The following is a 15,258-nucleotide window of genomic DNA, read 5'->3' as shown; positions in this document are numbered from 1 at the left end:
GGATGGATGTGCTGATTCCTGGGGCAATTTCGGGCTGTGGGTGATTTCCGGCCGGGGGTCTCGGGCTGGGGGTCGGTCGGGGTGCCGGGTGGGGACGACCGGGGTCTCGGCCGGGGCGCCGGCCGGAGTGCCGGGCGACTCCCGGCCGGTCCGCATCCTGGACAGGTTTCCTCATGTACGCATGTTGTATCTATGCTGTGCGCATGCCTGCCGCGCCCTCGACCGTGAAGCCCTCCGGGAAGTCCACCGAAAAGACCGTCGCGAAGACCGTGACCAAGACGGCCGCGAAGGCGGTCGTGAAGCGGCCGCCCGCCGCCGAGCGCGTCTACGCCCACATCAAGGAGGCGGTCCTGGACCGCCGTTACGAGGGCGGCACGCTCCTCACCGAGGGCGATCTCGCCGAGGCCGTCGGCGTCTCCCGCACCCCGGTGCGCGAGGCGTTGCTGCGGCTGGAGGTCGAGGGGCTGATCAAGCTGTACCCGAAGAAGGGCGCCCTGGTGCTTGCCGTCTCCGCCCAGGAGATCGCGGACGTGGTGGAGACCCGGCTGCTCGTGGAGGAGTTCGCGGCCCGCAAGGCCGTGCCCGCCTCCCCGCGGCTGATCGCCCGGCTGGAGGAGCTCCTGGAGGAGCAGCGGCTGCTGGCCGAGGCCGGGGACCTGGCCGAGGTGTCCGTGAAGGACCGCTGCTTCCACGCCGAGATCGTGCGCAACGCGGGCAACGAGATCCTCTCGCGCCTCTACGACCAGCTGCGCGACCGGCAGCTGCGGATGGGCGTCGCCGTGATGGAGGCGCATCCGGACCGGATCGCCGCCAACATCACCGAGCACGGCGAGCTGCTGGAGGCGATCAGGGCCGGTGACGCGGAGGGCGCCGCGCAGGTCGTGCGCCACCATGTCGGCCGGGTCAAGGTGCTGATCAGGGGTGAGGACCGGTGAGTTCCGCCGCCGCTCCCACCCTGTCCCTGCCCGGTGATCCCCCCGGCGGCCGACGTGCCGTGCGGGTCTGGGGCATCGGCGTCGCCGTCTACTTCGTCGCCATCATCTTCCGCACCAGCCTGGGCGTCGCCGGGCTCGACGCCGCCGACCGGTTCCACGTCAACGCCTCCGCCCTCGCCACCTTCTCCATCCTCCAGCTGCTCGTCTACGCGGGCATGCAGATACCCGTCGGCCTGATGGTCGACCGCCTCGGCACCAAGAAGGTCCTCACCCTGGGGGCCGTCCTGTTCACCCTCGGGCAGCTCGGCTTCGCGCTGTCCCCCTCGTACGGCATGGCGCTGGCCTCCAGGGCGCTGCTGGGCTGCGGCGACGCGATGACGTTCATCAGCGTGCTGAGGCTCGGGGCGCGCTGGTTCCCGGCCCGGCGCGGCCCGCTGATCGGGCAGATCGCGGCGCTCTTCGGGATGGCGGGCAACCTCGTCTCGACGCTCCTGATCGCGCGGTCCCTGCACGGGCTCGGCTGGACCACCACCTTCGTCGGCAGCTCGATGGCCGGCGTCGTCGTCCTCGTACTCCTGATGCTGTTCCTGAAGGACCACCCCGAGGGCCACGAGCCGCCGCCCGTCGAGCGGGCGGGTGCCGCCTATGTGCGCGGGCAGATCGCGGACGCCTGGCGGGAGCCCGGTACCCGGCTCGGCATGTGGGTGCACTTCACCACGCAGTTCCCGGCGATGGTGTTCCTGCTGCTGTGGGGGCTGCCGTTCCTGGTCGAGGCTCAGGGGCTGAGCCGGTCGGCCGCCGGTGAGCTGCTCACCCTGGTGGTGCTCTCCAACATGGCGTTCGGGCTGGTCTACGGGCAGATCGTGGCCCGTCACCACGCCGCCCGCGCCCCGCTGGCCCTGGGCACGGTCGCGGTCACGGCGCTGCTCTGGGCCTCGGCCGTCTTCTTCCCGGCCGACCGGGCGCCGATGTGGCTGCTGATCGTCCTGTGCGTGGTGCTCGGCGCGTGCGGCCCGGCCTCGATGATCGGCTTCGACTTCGCCCGGCCCGCCAACCCTCCGGAGCGGCAGGGCACCGCATCGGGCATCGTCAACATGGGCGGCTTCATCGCCTCGATGACCACGCTCTTCGCCATCGGCGTCCTGCTCGACGCGACCGGCGACAACTACCGGATCGCGTTCTCCTCGGTCTTCGTGCTGGAGGCGATCGGCGTCGTCCAGATCCTGCGACTGCGCTCCAGGGCCGCGCACCGGGAGCGGGAGCACCACGTGATCAGCCGCGTGGAGGCCGTGCACGTGCCGGTGTGAGGCCCCGCGCCCGGGCCCGGTTCGACTGGCGGCGCCCGTCCTCGCGCGGCGGGCGCCGCCGATCACCGATCACAGCTCACCGCACCGCGGAGCGCCTCACGGGGTGACGGCGAAGTTCCGCAGGATCGCTTCCGCCAGGTCCTGGTCGCCCTCGATCTTGAGCCGGTCGGCGACCGCGCCCGGCCGCACCCGCCCGCAGGCGAGACGGAAGTACGTCTCCCAGTCCATCGCCAGCGTCACCGCGGGGCCGAGCGAGGGCGAGCCGTCCACCGAACCGCGGCCCTCCGCGTCGACCCTGACGGTGCGCAGGAACTCCAGCGGCCCGCTCACATCGAGCACGATCGCCGTGTGGGGCGGGGCCCCGGCGTCCTTGGCGACCACCTTCGGCAGCGCTTCGAGCAGGACGTCCCGGACGACGGTGGCGCCGGGGGAGTCCAGGTTGCCGGGCCGGACCAGCGCCGTCCGCAGGTCCTGCTCGTGCACCCAGACGTCGAAGACCCGCATCCGCAGTGCCAGTTCGAGGGTCTGCTCGGCGCCCAGCGGGGCCCGGACCATGGTCTCGGGGGCACGTGTCTCGTTGCGCAGCTGACGCGCGCGGCGAATGATCGTGTATTCCAGCTCGGAGGTCATCTCCGGCGCGGTGTGGTGGCGCCGCACATCGACCTGCATCTCCATGTAGCGGGCGAAGTCGCTCTGCACGTGGTAGAGGTCGCGGGGCAGGGAGTGGATCGGGCGCGGGTCGCCGAGCTGCTCGCACTCCATGCCGATGATGTGCGAGACGACATCGCGCACCGACCAGGCGGGGCACGGTGTTCTGCGGTTCCACTCCCCCTCGGGGAGCGACTTCACCAGCTCGGCTATCGACTCGATGGAGTGGGTCCAGGCATCGGCATAGGTCTGGAGGCTGGGATGGACGGTCACGGGACCCCTCGTGCGGTTCTGCGGTGCATGGGCTGGAGTGCTGGGCGCGGGCGGCGGCGGACTGCGTGGGAGGTTCGATCGCTAAGTTACGCTGCGATCAGGCACCCCGGCAGTGCTTTCGTGTGACGATCGTAGGCCGTGTTGACGGCTTGAACGCCAGGACGGTGGTAGTGTGCGCGCCTCCCTCATCCAGATCGCAGTAGACCCGGACGAATCCGTCGACTCCCGCAGACGGCGGGCGGCTTCGCTGGTCGCCTCCCGCCGCGGCGCGGATCTGGTGGTCCTTCCCGAGCTCTGGCCGGTCGGTGCCTTCTCGTACACCGAGTTCGAGAAGGAGGCCGAGCCGCTCCGGGGCCCCACCCACGACATCATGGCGAAGGCCGCCGCCGACGCCGGGATCTGGCTGCACGCCGGCTCCGTCGTCGAGCGGGCCCCCGACGGCACCCTCTACAACACCTCGCTCGTCCTCACCCCCGAGGGCGAGCTGGCCGCCGCGTACCGCAAGGTGCACCGCTTCGGCTTCGACAAGGGCGAGGCGGTCATGATGGGCGCCGGCGACGAGCTGGTCACGGTCGCCCTGCCGCAGACCGTGCTCGGCCTCGCCACCTGCTACGACCTGCGCTTTCCCGAGCTGTTCCGGGGCCTGGTGGACGCGGGCGCCCAGACACTGGTCGTCGCCGCGGGCTGGCCCGAGCGCCGCCGCGCCCACTGGACGCTGCTGGCCCGCGCCCGCGCGGTGGAGAACCAGTCGTACGTCCTGGCCGTCGGCTGCGCGGGCACCCACGCCGGTATCGAGCAGGCCGGGCACAGCATCGTCGTCGACCCCTGGGGCGAGGTGCTCGCGGAGGCGGGCGCGGACGAGGAGGTGCTCGACGTGGAGTTCGACCCGGGGGCGGTGGCGGAGACCCGTGAGCAGTTCCCGGCCCTCAAGGACCGCCGCCCGGGCCTGGGATCTGCCCGTCCCTGACCCCGCCCGCTTCCGGGAAGTGCCTTGCCCTGAGCGCCTCTTCGGGCCGTTTCACGTGAAACCGGCCGGGTCCGGGCACCGCGAATCGGGCGGGCACTGCGAAATCGGTCAGGCACCGTGAACCGGCCGAGCACCGCGAGATCGGCCGGATTCAGCCGTCGCGTTCCTTGTCCGCGAGGACGATGACGCAGATCGCCACGGCGAGGAGCAGCGCCGCGTCCGCGTCCTCGCGCACGATGTCGATCCCGTAGGTGTCCCGGACGGTCAGCCACCGCCGGGAGATCTGGGCCAGCAGCTCCCCGTCGTACTCGATGGCGAACTCGCGGTCCAGGATCCTGCCGCTGACGTCGAGCACGGTGCCGTCCGCCAGCGTCACCCGGTAGTGGTTGCGCAGCAGCGACAGCCGTTTGCGCCTGATCTCGGCGAGCTGTTCGCCGTCGCGCTCGACGACCATCGTGTCGCGCAGGCTGAGCAGCTTCTGCCGGCTCCGGACCAGGACCCGGCCCGAGGCGTCCTTCAGCTCGAAGGTGTCCCGCAGCCGCATGGCCTTGCCGTCGACGAGGAAGACCTTGCGGCCGTCCGCGTCCTCGATCCAGTAGTCGTCACCGACGGCGAAGAGCCGTTCGCGCACCAGGAATCTCATGGGCCACAGGTTCCCCCAGGAACCCCCGGAAGGCCCGGACCCTCCGGAATGCGCGCGGGCCGCGGTGATGTTGACTGTCCACATGGCAACACGTGCGCGCGTCAGGGCCCCCGAACTGGTCGGCAAGGGCGGCTGGCTCAATACGGGCGACCAGCAGTACACCCTCGCCGACCTGCGAGGACGCATCGTGATCCTGGACTTTTGGACCTTCTGCTGTGTGAACTGCCTGCATGTGCTCGACGAGCTGCGCGAGCTGGAGGAGAAGCACCGCGACACCGTCGTGATCATCGGTGTGCACTCGCCGAAGTTCGTCCACGAGGCCGAGCACCGGGCCGTCGTGGACGCCGTCGAGCGGTACGGGGTGCACCACCCGGTCCTCGACGACCCGGAGCTGGCCACCTGGAAGCAGTACGCCGTACGGGCCTGGCCGACGCTCGTCGTCATCGACCCCGAGGGCTACGTCGTCGCCCAGCACGCGGGTGAGGGCCATGCGCACGCCATCGAGAAGCTGGTGGAGGAGCTGGAGGCCGAGCACGGCGCGAAGGGCACGCTGCGTCGCGGCGACGGTCCGTACGTCGCGCCCGAGCCGGTCGCCACGCACCTGCGCTTCCCCGGCAAGGCGCTGCTCCTGCCCGACGGCGGCTTCCTCGTCTCCGACACCACCCGCCACCGTCTGGTCGAGACCGGGCCGGACGGCGAAACGGTGCGCCGGCACATCGGGACGGGGAACCGGGGGCTCGTCGACGGCGGGCCCGACGGGGCCCGGTTCTCCGAGCCGCAGGGCCTCGCCGCGCTGCCCGACGGGCGGATCGTGGTCGCCGACACGGTCAACCACGCCCTGCGCGCCCTCGACCCCGCCACCGGCGGGACCACGACCCTCGCGGGCACCGGCCGCCAGTGGTGGCAGGGCTCGCCCACGTCCGGCCCGGCCCGTGAGGTCGATCTCTCCTCCCCCTGGGACGTCGCCTGGTTCGCGGACCGGCTGTGGATCGCCATGGCGGGCGTGCACCAGCTGTGGACGTACGACCCCGGAACGGGGACGGTGCGGGCCGAGGCGGGTACGACCAACGAGGGGCTGGTCGACGGACCGGCCGCCGAGGCGTGGTTCGCCCAGCCGTCCGGGCTCGCCGTGTCCGCCGACGGGACCAGGCTCTGGGTCGCCGACTCGGAGACGTCCGCCCTCCGGTACGTGGAGCGCGACGGCACCGGCTTCGCCGTCCGTACGGCGGTCGGCACCGGGCTCTTCGACTTCGGGCACCGCGACGGCGCCGCCGGACAGGCCCTGCTCCAGCACCCGCTGGGGGTGACCGCGCTGCCCGACGGGTCCGTGGCGGTCTGCGACACGTACAACCACGCGCTGCGGCGCTACGACCCCGTGGGCGACGAGGTCACCACACTGGCCACGGATCTGCGCGAGCCCAGCGACGCCGTGCTGGTCGACGGCGACCTCGTCGTCGTCGAGTCCGCCCGGCACCGGCTGACCCGGCTGCGCCTGCCCGAGGAGGCCGTACGCGTCGCCGACCGGGCGCACCGCACGCAGCGCGCGGCCACCGAGATCGCCCCGGGCACGCTCCGGCTCGACGTGGTCTTCCAGGCCCCCGCCGGGCAGAAGCTGGACACCCGGTACGGCCCCTCGACCCGGCTGCTGGTCTCGGCGACCCCGCCCGATCTGCTGGCCGGCGGCGCGGGGGCCGGCACCGACCTGTTCCGCGACCTGGTCCTCGCCGACGGCGTCACCGAGGGCGTGCTGCACGTGTCGGCGATGGCGGCCTCCTGCGACGACGACCCGGCCAACGAGTACCCGGCCTGCCACGTCCACCAGCAGGACTGGGGGGTTCCGGTTCGGGTGGGTGCCGGGGGAGCGCCCCGGCTGCCGCTGGTGCTGGCGGGAATGGACGAACAGGCCTGAGCCGCCGGGCCTGAGGGCTGAAACGCTGGGATGCCGGGCCGGGGACGCCGGGCCTGAAGCACGGGGATGCCGGGGTCGGGTTCCGGTAGGGCGGGCGGGGCTTCCGGACCGGCAGGTTCGGGTCCTGCCGGCCCGGACCCCACCCCCCGGGTGACCGGACCCCACCCCCCGGCGCGATCCGGCTCCGGTGGTCCCGACCGGCAGTTCGGGGTCTGCCGGTCGGAACCTGTTCCGTCGGGACCCGCTGGGTCGGGCCCGACAGCTCCGAGGCCGTCCGCGCCGATTCTGGGCGCCGCCGCTCACGTTCCGCTGTCGTAATACTGACGTTCCGCTGATGTCCGGGCCCGGCCGCACCAGGGCCGACGCATGATCCACGGCGCACCGGGCGCGGGGCACGGTACACGGTCCACGGCCCCCGGGGCGCGCGGGGGCGCGGAACCATCCGTGCGCGGGAGGCCGGATCCCCCGCGCACGCGCGGGTCACCTGTCGTCGGTGAGCCGGTGGAGGGCCTCCTCGTACCGCTTGCGGTACTCCGGTCGCGCCGTCACCCGCAGCAGCGCTTCGAGGGCCCGGACCGCGCCCTCGTCGTAACCGGTGCGCTCCGCCTCCCCGGCCGCCCGGTCCAGCAGCTGGATGCCCTCCTCCTCCGAACCGAGCGCCAGATGGGCCTCGCCGCTGGTGGTCAGCAGCAGCACCCGGCGGGCGACCTCCTCGTGCTCGGGGCCGAGGCCGAGCGCGGTCCGGGCGGATGCCAGGGCGTCCAGCGGCAGGTTCGCCGTGAGCTGCATCCGGGCCAGGTGCTGGAGGGCGAGCATCTCGGTGTGCGCGTCCTGTTCCGCACGGGCCAGCGCGACGGCCTGCTCGCAGTTCTCCAGCGCCGTGTCCAGCTCCCCCTGCTCGGCCTGGACGGCGGCCAGGTTGATCAGCGCGGTCGCCTCGCCGAGCCGGTCGCCGGACTGCCGGGCGAGGCCGGGCGAACGCTCCAGCAGGGCGATCGCCTCGGCGGTCCTGCCCTCCTCGGTCAGCACCCAGCCCAGCAGGTTGAGCACCCGCGACTCGGCGTACGGGTCGGCGTGGGCGCGGGCGGAGTCCAGTGCCAGTTCCAGCAGCGGGGACCAGTTGTCCCGCACCCGCCAGACCACCTGCGGCCACTGGAGCAGGACGATCCGCCACGCCCGGTCGTGGAATCCGGCGTTCCGGGCAGCGACGGCGGCCAGCGCCAGATCGTCGCGCTCGGTGGCCAGCCAGTGCATGGCCGTCGCCCGGTCGGCGAAGTCCCGCACGGCGGCGGGGCGGTGGTAGTCGTCCGGCAGGACGAAGCAGGGCTCGTCGCCGGGTTCGGCCGTGTCGGCGGCGGCCAGCGCGGTGGCGATGTAGTGGTCGAGGACGCCGATGAGGGCCTCGGGCCCGCTCGTGGGGTCCATGCCGCGGGCGTAGAGGCGCACCAGGTCGTGCAGCCCCCAGCGGCCGGGGGCCGTCTCGGCGACGAGGTGGGCGGTGGCGAGCCGCTCCAGCGCCGCCGCGGCGGCGACCGGGTCGGTTCCGGCGAGCGCGGCGGCCGTGTACGGGTCGAAGTGGCTGCCCGGGTGGTGGCCGAGCCGGGCGAGCTGGTGGACGGCGTCCTGCGGCAGCTGCTGCACGGTCAGCCGCAGCGCGGCCGAGACGCCGGTGTCGTCCACGTCGAGGTACGTCAGCCGGCTGCGCTCGTCGGCCAGTTCGTCGGCGAGGCCGGCCAGGGTCCGGGTCGGGCGCCCCGCCAGCCGGGCCGCGGTGACCCGCAGCGCGAGCGGCAGCCCCCCGCAGAGTTCGGCGAGCCGGCGGGCCGCGACCGGTTCGGCCAGGACCCGGTCCTCGCCGAGCACACCGGCGAGCAGGGCGGTGCCGTCCGGCGGTTCGAGGACGTCGAGCGGTACGGGACGGGCGGCGTCCGAGGCGATGAGGCCCTCCAGCCGGTGCCGGCTGGTGACCAGGGTGACGCAGTCGCTGCCGCCCGGCAGCAGCGGCCGGACGGCGGCGGAGTCGCGGGCGTTGTCGAGGACGACGAGCAGCCGGCGCCCGTCGGTCAGCGAGCGGAAGAGCGCCGCCGCGGCGGCGACGGACTCCGGGACGCGGCGCGGTGCGACCCCGAGCGCCAGCAGGAACTCGCGCAGCACCTCGATGGCCGCGGGCTCGCCGGTGTCGCTGAACCCGCGCAGATCGGCGAAGAGCCGTCCGTCCGGGAAGGCGGCGGAGTTGCGGTGCGCCCACTGCACGGCCATCGCGGTCTTCCCCACCCCGGCCGGTCCGGTGACCAGGCAGACGGGTGCCTCGCCCGCCGCGGCCCGGGTCAGCGCGGCCAGCTCGGCGGTCCGGCCCTGGAAGCCGCGGGGTGCGCGGGGCAGCAGGTCGGTGGGGTGCGGGGCGCCGCCGAGGGGCGACAGCGGGAGGGGCCGGGCCGCCGCGGGCGCGCGGACGGCGGCCGTGTCACCGCCCGCGTCGGAGCCCATCCCGGAACCCGCTCCGGAACACGTGTCACCGGCCGGCCGGGCCGTCGAACCGGCGACCGTGCCCGCCACCGCCCCGGCCCCGGAGGCTGGAACGCCGGCCGAGGGAACGGCCGCCGGGCCCGCCGCGGTCCCGGCTCCGGACGCGTCGGCCGCAGTACCGCCCCCGGCACGGAGGCCGGGGCCGGGGCCGCCGTTCGTCCGGGCCGGGCCGGGCGCCGCACCCCGGCCGTCGGGCGCGTTCCGTGCGGTGCCCGGCCCCGGGTCGCCGCGCAGGATCAGCGCGTACGCGTCGGCCAGCTCGTGCCCCGGGTCGATGCCCAGCTCGTCGGCGAGCAGCCGCCGCGTGCGGTGGAACCAGTCCAGCGCCTCGGACTGGCGCCCCGCCCGGTACAGCGCCGTCATCAGCCCCGCCGCCAGCGACTCCCGCATCGGGTGCGTGACCGCTTCGGCCCGCAGCACCGACGCGGCCCGGTTGTGCTCCCCCAGCTCCGAGTAGGCGCGCGCCAGCTGCTCGACCGTGGCCAGCCGCGACTCCTCCAGCGAGTGCGCGGCGGCCTGGAGCGGCGGCCCGGCGAACGCGCCGCTGAGCGCGGGGCCCTGCCACAGGGACAGCGCCTCCTTGAACATCAGCACGGCGTCGGCGGGGTTGCGCTGTCCCCGCGCCAGCGTCAGCAGCTCCTCGAACCGCTGCGCGTCCAGCAGGGTCTCCGGCAGCCGCAGCACGTACGCGTCGCCGAGGGTGACCAGCTCCACCCCGTACGCCTCCGCGTCCGCGCCGACCAGGAGGGCGCGCAGCCGGGAGACGTGTCCCTGAATGACGCTGCGGGCGTGCAGCGGCGGCTCGTCGGCCCACAGGGAGCCCGTCAGCCTCGCCATGGAGACGGGGGTGTTCGCGGACAGCAGCAGCGCGGCGAGCAGGCTGCGGCGCTTGGCGGGGCCGAGGGGGAGGGGCCCGGTGTGCGTGTCGACGGAGACGGTGCCGAGCAGCCGGAACTCCACGGGCGGCTTTCCTTCCGGGCCGGACGCGCCCATGGCCGGGCAGCGGGAAAGTCCCAGGATATCGGGGCTCCGAGGGGCTCACCGAGAGCACCCGCAGCCCACAGCCGCCCGCAGCCGCCTGGAGCCCGCAGCCGCCCGCCGCCCGCAGCCGACGGGCAGGGCGACGGGGCAGCGGGCGGCGGAACTCGACTCAGGCGTCGAAACCCGACTCGGGCGGCGGGGCGGGGATCAGCCCGTCAGGAACGCCGCCATCGCGTTGGCCAGCAGGTACGGGTCGTCCGAACCGCACAGCTCACGGGCGCTGTGCATGGACAGGATCGCGACCCCGATGTCCACCGTCTGGATGCCGTGCCGGGCGGCGGTGATCGGGCCGATCGTGGTGCCGCACGGCATCGAGTTGTTGGAGACGAACGTCTGCCACGGCACGTCCGCCTTCCGGCACGCCTCCGCGAACACGGCCCGGCCGCTGCCGTCGGTCGCGTACCGCATGTTGACGTTGACCTTGAGGATCGGTCCGCCGTTGACCACCGGGTGGTGGGTCGGGTCGTGGCGCTCGGCGTAGTTGGGGTGGACCGCGTGACCGGTGTCGGAGGAGAGGCAGACGGTCCCGGCGAAGGCCCGCGCCCGGTCCTCGTACGCGCCGCCGCGTGCGAAGACGGAACGCTCCAGAACCGTGCCGAGCAGCGGCCCGTCGGCGCCGGTGTCGGACTGCGAGCCGTTCTCCTCGTGGTCGAAGGCGGCCATGACCGGGATGTACGGGAGCTCGTCGTCCGGCTGCCCGGCGACGGCGGCGAGCGCGGCGGTCGCCGCGTGCACCGAGAGCAGGTTGTCCATCCTGGGCCCGGCCAGCAGCTCGCGGTCCCGGCCCAGGTAGGCGGGGGGTTCGACGGCGTGCGGCATCAGGTCCCAGCCGGTCACGTCCTCGGCGGCGACGCCCGCCTCCTCGGCGACGAACCGGATCAGGTCGCCCTCCGCCACCTCGCCCAGGCCCCAGATCGGCTGCATGTGCTTCTGCCGGTCCAGCTTCAGCCCGTCGGGGTTGGCCGACCGGTCCAGGTGCACGGCCAGCTGCGGCACGCGCAGCAGCGGCCGGTCGATGTTCACCAGTCGGTGGGTGCCGTCCCGCAGCGAGATCCGGCCGGCGAGGCCGAGGTCCCGGTCGAGCCAGGTGTTGAGCAGCGTCCCGCCGTAGATCTCCACGGCGACCTGCCGCCAGCCGTGCGCCCCGGTGTCGGGCAGCGGCTTGACCCGCAGGTTCGGCGAGTCGGTGTGCGCCCCGATGATCCGGAACGGGGTGTGCGCCCCGGCGCCCTCCGGTACGTACCAGGCCACGATCGCGCCGCCGCGCAGCACGTACTTCCCCCCGGTACTGCCGTCCCAGGCCGCGGTCTCCTCGACCTGCCGGAACCCCGCCTTCTCCAGGCGCCCGGCCGCGGTGGCCACGGCGTGGTACGGGGAGGGGGAGGCCATCAGGAAGGCCTGGAGATCGTCGGTGTGGCCGCGGTCGAAGCGGGGGGAGGAACTCATGTTCCTCACTGTAACGAGACCGGACCGGAGGGCTTCACTTCCGTCCCCGGAGGGCGTCCGCCCAATGGCCGTCCGATGTCCGGTCAGCGCCCCTTCACCGCCCACTCGCTTCCTGCTCGCTGCCCGCTCACTGCCCGGAGACCTTCGCGGAGGGTTTCTCCCCGTTCTGTGCCTGCTGCGCCCGCTCGGCGAACATGGTGGCGAACGCCTGGACCCGCTCGTCGGGGACGGTCTTCTTCCCCGGGGTGCCGGTGCTGATGCCCAGGACGGTCGTCCCGACCCGGAGCTGCGCGATCGTGGCCGGTCCGCCCAGGGTGCCGACGGCGGCGCGGTTGGCCTCCCGGTCGTCGCCGATGTCGCCCAGGTCCACCTTCCGGGCGTCCATGCCGACCCGGTCCCCGCCGTACCACTCGATCAGGACGTCGTGGGCGGCGGCTGCGGTCTTCTCGTCCTCGTAGGCGAGGACCCAGAAGTTCAGCGTGGTCCCGTCCGGCTTCCGCACGAAGGCCGAGGTGCCCCAGGACGTGACCGGGGCGCAGGCCGTCTTCCGCTTCTCCTTCGTGTCGGCCGTGCAGACCGGCGGCGGGAAATCGGCCACCGGTTTCTGGGCCTCGGGCTTCATGTAGTTCCGCCAGCCCGGTACGGCTTTCGCGTCCGGCAGCACGGAGGCGACCTGCTTCCGGTCGAGCGCCGCCGCCTCGGCGTCGTCCCCGCTACCGCAGCCCGCGAGCAGCAGCAGCGCCGCCCCGGCCGCCAGGAACCCCCGGCTCACCCGGTTCTCCCGTATCCCCCGACTCCCCCGGTTCTGCCGTATCCCCGCGAAACCCTTGCCACCCATGAGTGAACCCGCCCCCTCCGGCTGTTGGACGTCCGATAGTAGAGAGGAGGGCCGGTGCGGCGGGACGGCACCAGGTCTACAGCCGGTCGATGGCGGTCAGGTCGATGTCGATGTCGTACGGGACGGAGAGCTTCAGCCGGTCGCGGTGGACCCCGGTCGGGGCGTACGTCCCGCTCACCGCGTCGCACTCGTACGTCCACACCACGGGCCGGTCGTGCGCGCCGTCCATCTCGACCCGCCAGAAGTGCGGGATGCCCGCCGCCGCGTACTTGTGGGGCTTGGTGTCGCGGTCGCGGTCCTCGGAGTCGGGGGAGACCACCTCGACGGCGAGCAGGACGTCGGCGGCCTCGTAGCGGGTCTGGCGCTGGTCCTTGTCCGCCTCGGCCGTCACCACGACGAGGTCGGGTTCCGGGACATTGCGCCTGCCGAGCACGACGGCCATCTCCCGACGGACGCGCAGATCTTCCGGAACGTGACTGCGCAGCCCCTGTTCCAGCAGATACATCGCCAGCGTGTGGAACTTCCGCTGCGGACTCACGAAAACCAGACTCCCGTCGATCAGCTCTGCGTGCGGCGGGAGGTCGAGCGTGAAGAATTCGTCCACGGTCCAGCCGTCCGGCGGTGGGACCGGCCACGTGGAATCGTCGCGCCGCGACTGCGACGCTTCGGGCAGTGCCTCGGCGGTCATGGTTCCTCCCATGGACGGGATTCTGAGCCCTGCCGTCAGCGTACCCAGCTGATACGACAGCACCGCCACCCGAAAGCGTGTCCGGGTGGCGGCGCGTGTTGACGATCTTGAACGGCGGCTAGAAGGCGGCCTCGTCCAGCTCCATCAGCGAGTTGTCGACGGCTTCGGCGAGCGCGCGCTCGGTCGAGACGCCCGGCAGGACGTTCGCGGCGAAGAACTTCGCGGCGGCGATCTTGCCCCGGTAGAACGCGACGTCCTTGCCGGTCGCGGTCGGCAGCTTCTCGGCCGCGACGGCGGCGCCCTTGAGCAGCAGGTAGCCGACGACGACATCGCCGGAGGCCATCAGCAGGCGGGTGGTGTTGAGGCCCACCTTGTAGATGTTCTTGACGTCCTCGCCGGTCGCGGTGAGGTCGGTGATCATCGTGCCGACGATCGCCTCCAGGTCGACGGCCGCCTTGGCGAGCGAGTCCAGCGCACCGGCCAGCTCCTCGTTGCCCTGGGCGCCGGCGAGGAACTTCTTGATCTCCTCGGCGAGGGTGTTCAGCGAGGCGCCCTGGTCGCGGACGATCTTCCGGAAGAAGAAGTCCTGGCCCTGGATCGCGGTCGTGCCCTCGTACAGCGTGTCGATCTTGGCGTCACGGATGTACTGCTCGATCGGGTACTCCTGGAGGTACCCGGAGCCGCCGAAGGTCTGGAGCGACTGCGCCAGCTGCTCGTACGACTTCTCGGAGCCGTAGCCCTTCACGATCGGGAGCAGCAGGTCGTTGAGGCCGTGCAGCGCCTTCGCGTCCTCGCCCGCGGCCTCCTTCTCCTGGATCGCGTCCTGGACGGTGGCGGTGTACAGCACGAGGGAGCGCATGCCCTCCGCGTACGCCTTCTGCGTCATGAGGGAGCGGCGCACGTCGGGGTGGTGCGTGATGGTGACCTTGGGGGCGGTCTTGTCCATGAACTGCGACAGGTCCGTGCCCTGGACGCGCTCCTTGGCGTACTCCAGCGCGTTCAGGTAGCCGGTCGACAGGGTCGCGATCGCCTTCGTGCCGACCATCATGCGGGCGAACTCGATGATGCGGAACATCTGGCGGATGCCGTCGTGCTTGTCGCCGATCAGCCAGCCCTTGGCGGGGTGCTTGTCGCCGAAGGTCATCTCGCAGGTGTTGGACGCCTTGAGGCCCATCTTGTGCTCGACGTTGGTCGCGTACACGCCGTTGCGCTCGCCCAGCTCGCCGGTGGTCCAGTCGAACTCGAACTTCGGGACCAGGAAGAGGGAGAGGCCCTTCGTGCCGGGGCCGGCGCCCTCGGGGCGGGCCAGCACGTAGTGGAGGATGTTCTCGGACATGTCGTGCTCGCCCGAGGTGATGAAGCGCTTCACGCCCTCGATGTGCCAGGAGCCGTCCGCCTGCTCGACGGCCTTCGTGCGGCCCGCGCCGACGTCGGAACCGGCGTCCGGCTCGGTCAGCACCATCGTCGAGCCCCACTGCTTCTCGACGGCGATCTCGGCGATCTTCTTCTGCGCCTCGTTGCCCTCCTCGAAGAGGATGCCGGCGAACGCCGGGCCGGAGCAGTACATCCAGATGGCCGGGTTGGCGCCGAGCAGCAGCTCCGCGTAGCCCCAGATCAGGGAGCGCGGCGAGGTGGTGCCGCCGATCTCCTCGGGCAGGCCCAGACGCCAGTACTCGGAGTCCATGAACGCCTTGTACGACTTCTTGAAGGCCGCCGGGACCGGGGCGGTGTTGGTCTCCGGGTCGAAGACCGGCGGGTTGCGGTCGGCGTCCGCGAAGGACTCGGCCAGCTCGTTCTCCGCGAGGCGGGTGACCTCCTCGAGGATGCTCTTCGCCGTCTCGACGTCCATCTCGGCGAACGGACCGGTGCCGTACGTCTTGTCGCGACCGAGGACCTCGAAGAGGTTGAACTCGATGTCGCGGAGATTCGACTTGTAGTGCCCCATGGAAGGCTCCGTAATCAATAGCGGTGGCGCGCGGCGCCCCGGGGGTCGGGGTGCGGGCCGGACGGGCGACGAGCCGACGTGCGTATATCAGC

General features: G+C 72.6%; 11 protein-coding genes. 4 read left to right on the top strand and 7 right to left on the bottom strand.

Annotated features, from left to right (window positions below; translation table 11 throughout):
- The first annotated feature begins 203 nt into the window (after nt 1–203).
- Together OCT49_RS16820 and OCT49_RS16815 are read left to right on the top strand one after the other, a co-directional pair.
- Nucleotides 204–935 (top strand): GntR family transcriptional regulator, encoded by a 732-nt coding sequence (locus OCT49_RS16820; protein WP_283852711.1) that lies wholly within the window; start codon nt 204–206, stop codon nt 933–935.
- Nucleotides 932–2,242, top strand: a complete 1,311-nt coding sequence (locus OCT49_RS16815) for an MFS transporter (RefSeq protein ID WP_283852710.1) — start codon at nt 932–934, stop codon at nt 2,240–2,242. Before OCT49_RS16820 ends, OCT49_RS16815 begins: the two co-directional genes overlap by 4 nt.
- Nucleotides 2,243–2,338: 96 nt before the next feature.
- Here OCT49_RS16815 and OCT49_RS16810 read toward each other — a convergent pair whose 3' ends face one another.
- Nucleotides 2,339–3,163, bottom strand: coding sequence for a maleylpyruvate isomerase family mycothiol-dependent enzyme (locus OCT49_RS16810; protein WP_283852709.1), 825 nt, complete (start codon nt 3,161–3,163; stop codon nt 2,339–2,341).
- 172 nt (nt 3,164–3,335) lie between these two features.
- Between OCT49_RS16810 and OCT49_RS16805 the strand changes: the two genes are divergently transcribed.
- Nucleotides 3,336–4,130 carry a carbon-nitrogen family hydrolase gene (locus OCT49_RS16805; RefSeq protein WP_283852708.1) on the top strand — a complete coding sequence of 265 codons (795 nt, stop codon included), beginning with the start codon at nt 3,336–3,338 and terminating at the stop codon, nt 4,128–4,130.
- A 151-nt stretch (nt 4,131–4,281) separates the two neighbouring features.
- On the opposite strand, the gene OCT49_RS16800 is transcribed toward OCT49_RS16805, so the two are convergent.
- Nucleotides 4,282–4,773: an LURP-one-related/scramblase family protein gene (locus OCT49_RS16800; RefSeq protein WP_283852707.1), complete on the bottom strand. Its 492-nt coding sequence runs from the start codon at nt 4,771–4,773 to the stop codon at nt 4,282–4,284.
- Nucleotides 4,774–4,855: 82 nt separating this feature from the next.
- Here OCT49_RS16800 and OCT49_RS16795 point away from each other — a divergent pair, with 82 nt between their 5' ends.
- Nucleotides 4,856–6,682 carry an NHL domain-containing thioredoxin family protein gene (locus OCT49_RS16795; RefSeq protein ID WP_283852706.1) on the top strand — a complete coding sequence of 609 codons (1,827 nt, stop codon included), beginning with the start codon at nt 4,856–4,858 and terminating at the stop codon, nt 6,680–6,682.
- A 480-nt stretch (nt 6,683–7,162) separates the two neighbouring features.
- On the opposite strand, the gene OCT49_RS16790 is transcribed toward OCT49_RS16795, so the two are convergent.
- From OCT49_RS16790 to OCT49_RS16770, 5 genes are all read right to left on the bottom strand, one after another.
- On the bottom strand, nt 7,163–10,168 hold the full coding sequence (locus OCT49_RS16790) for an AfsR/SARP family transcriptional regulator (protein ID WP_283852705.1): 3,006 nt from the start codon (nt 10,166–10,168) through the stop codon (nt 7,163–7,165).
- Between the two features lie 228 nt (nt 10,169–10,396).
- The gene (locus OCT49_RS16785; RefSeq protein ID WP_283852704.1) at nt 10,397–11,695 is read right to left on the bottom strand and encodes a M18 family aminopeptidase; all 1,299 of its coding nucleotides are present in this window, start codon (nt 11,693–11,695) and stop codon (nt 10,397–10,399) included.
- A 127-nt stretch (nt 11,696–11,822) separates the two neighbouring features.
- Nucleotides 11,823–12,467: a hypothetical protein gene (locus OCT49_RS16780; RefSeq protein ID WP_283852703.1), complete on the bottom strand. Its 645-nt coding sequence runs from the start codon at nt 12,465–12,467 to the stop codon at nt 11,823–11,825.
- Between the two features lie 142 nt (nt 12,468–12,609).
- The gene (locus OCT49_RS16775; RefSeq protein ID WP_283852702.1) at nt 12,610–13,233 is read right to left on the bottom strand and encodes a Uma2 family endonuclease; all 624 of its coding nucleotides are present in this window, start codon (nt 13,231–13,233) and stop codon (nt 12,610–12,612) included.
- 106 nt (nt 13,234–13,339) lie between these two features.
- Nucleotides 13,340–15,166 carry an acyl-CoA dehydrogenase gene (locus OCT49_RS16770; protein ID WP_283852701.1) on the bottom strand — a complete coding sequence of 609 codons (1,827 nt, stop codon included), beginning with the start codon at nt 15,164–15,166 and terminating at the stop codon, nt 13,340–13,342.
- Between the last annotated feature and the right edge of the window lie 92 nt (nt 15,167–15,258).

Origin of the sequence: Streptomyces sp. ML-6 (assembly GCF_030116705.1) — a bacterium.
Taxonomy (GTDB): Bacteria; Actinomycetota; Actinomycetes; order Streptomycetales; family Streptomycetaceae; genus Streptomyces.
Note: the sequence above shows the minus strand (reverse complement) of the source record. Positions and strands in the feature narration are given on the sequence as shown.

Excerpts from the sequence above, each read along its gene's own strand:
- OCT49_RS16775 (WP_283852702.1), bottom strand. The coding sequence starts at position 13,233 with ATGGGAGGAACCATGACCGCCGAGGCACTGCCCGAAGCGTCGCAGTCG.
- OCT49_RS16820 (WP_283852711.1), top strand. The coding sequence starts at position 204 with ATGCCTGCCGCGCCCTCGACCGTGAAGCCCTCCGGGAAGTCCACCGAA.
- OCT49_RS16795 (WP_283852706.1), top strand. The coding sequence starts at position 4,856 with ATGGCAACACGTGCGCGCGTCAGGGCCCCCGAACTGGTCGGCAAGGGC.
- OCT49_RS16800 (WP_283852707.1), bottom strand. The coding sequence starts at position 4,773 with ATGAGATTCCTGGTGCGCGAACGGCTCTTCGCCGTCGGTGACGACTAC.
- OCT49_RS16770 (WP_283852701.1), bottom strand. The coding sequence starts at position 15,166 with ATGGGGCACTACAAGTCGAATCTCCGCGACATCGAGTTCAACCTCTTC.
- OCT49_RS16785 (WP_283852704.1), bottom strand. The coding sequence starts at position 11,695 with ATGAGTTCCTCCCCCCGCTTCGACCGCGGCCACACCGACGATCTCCAG.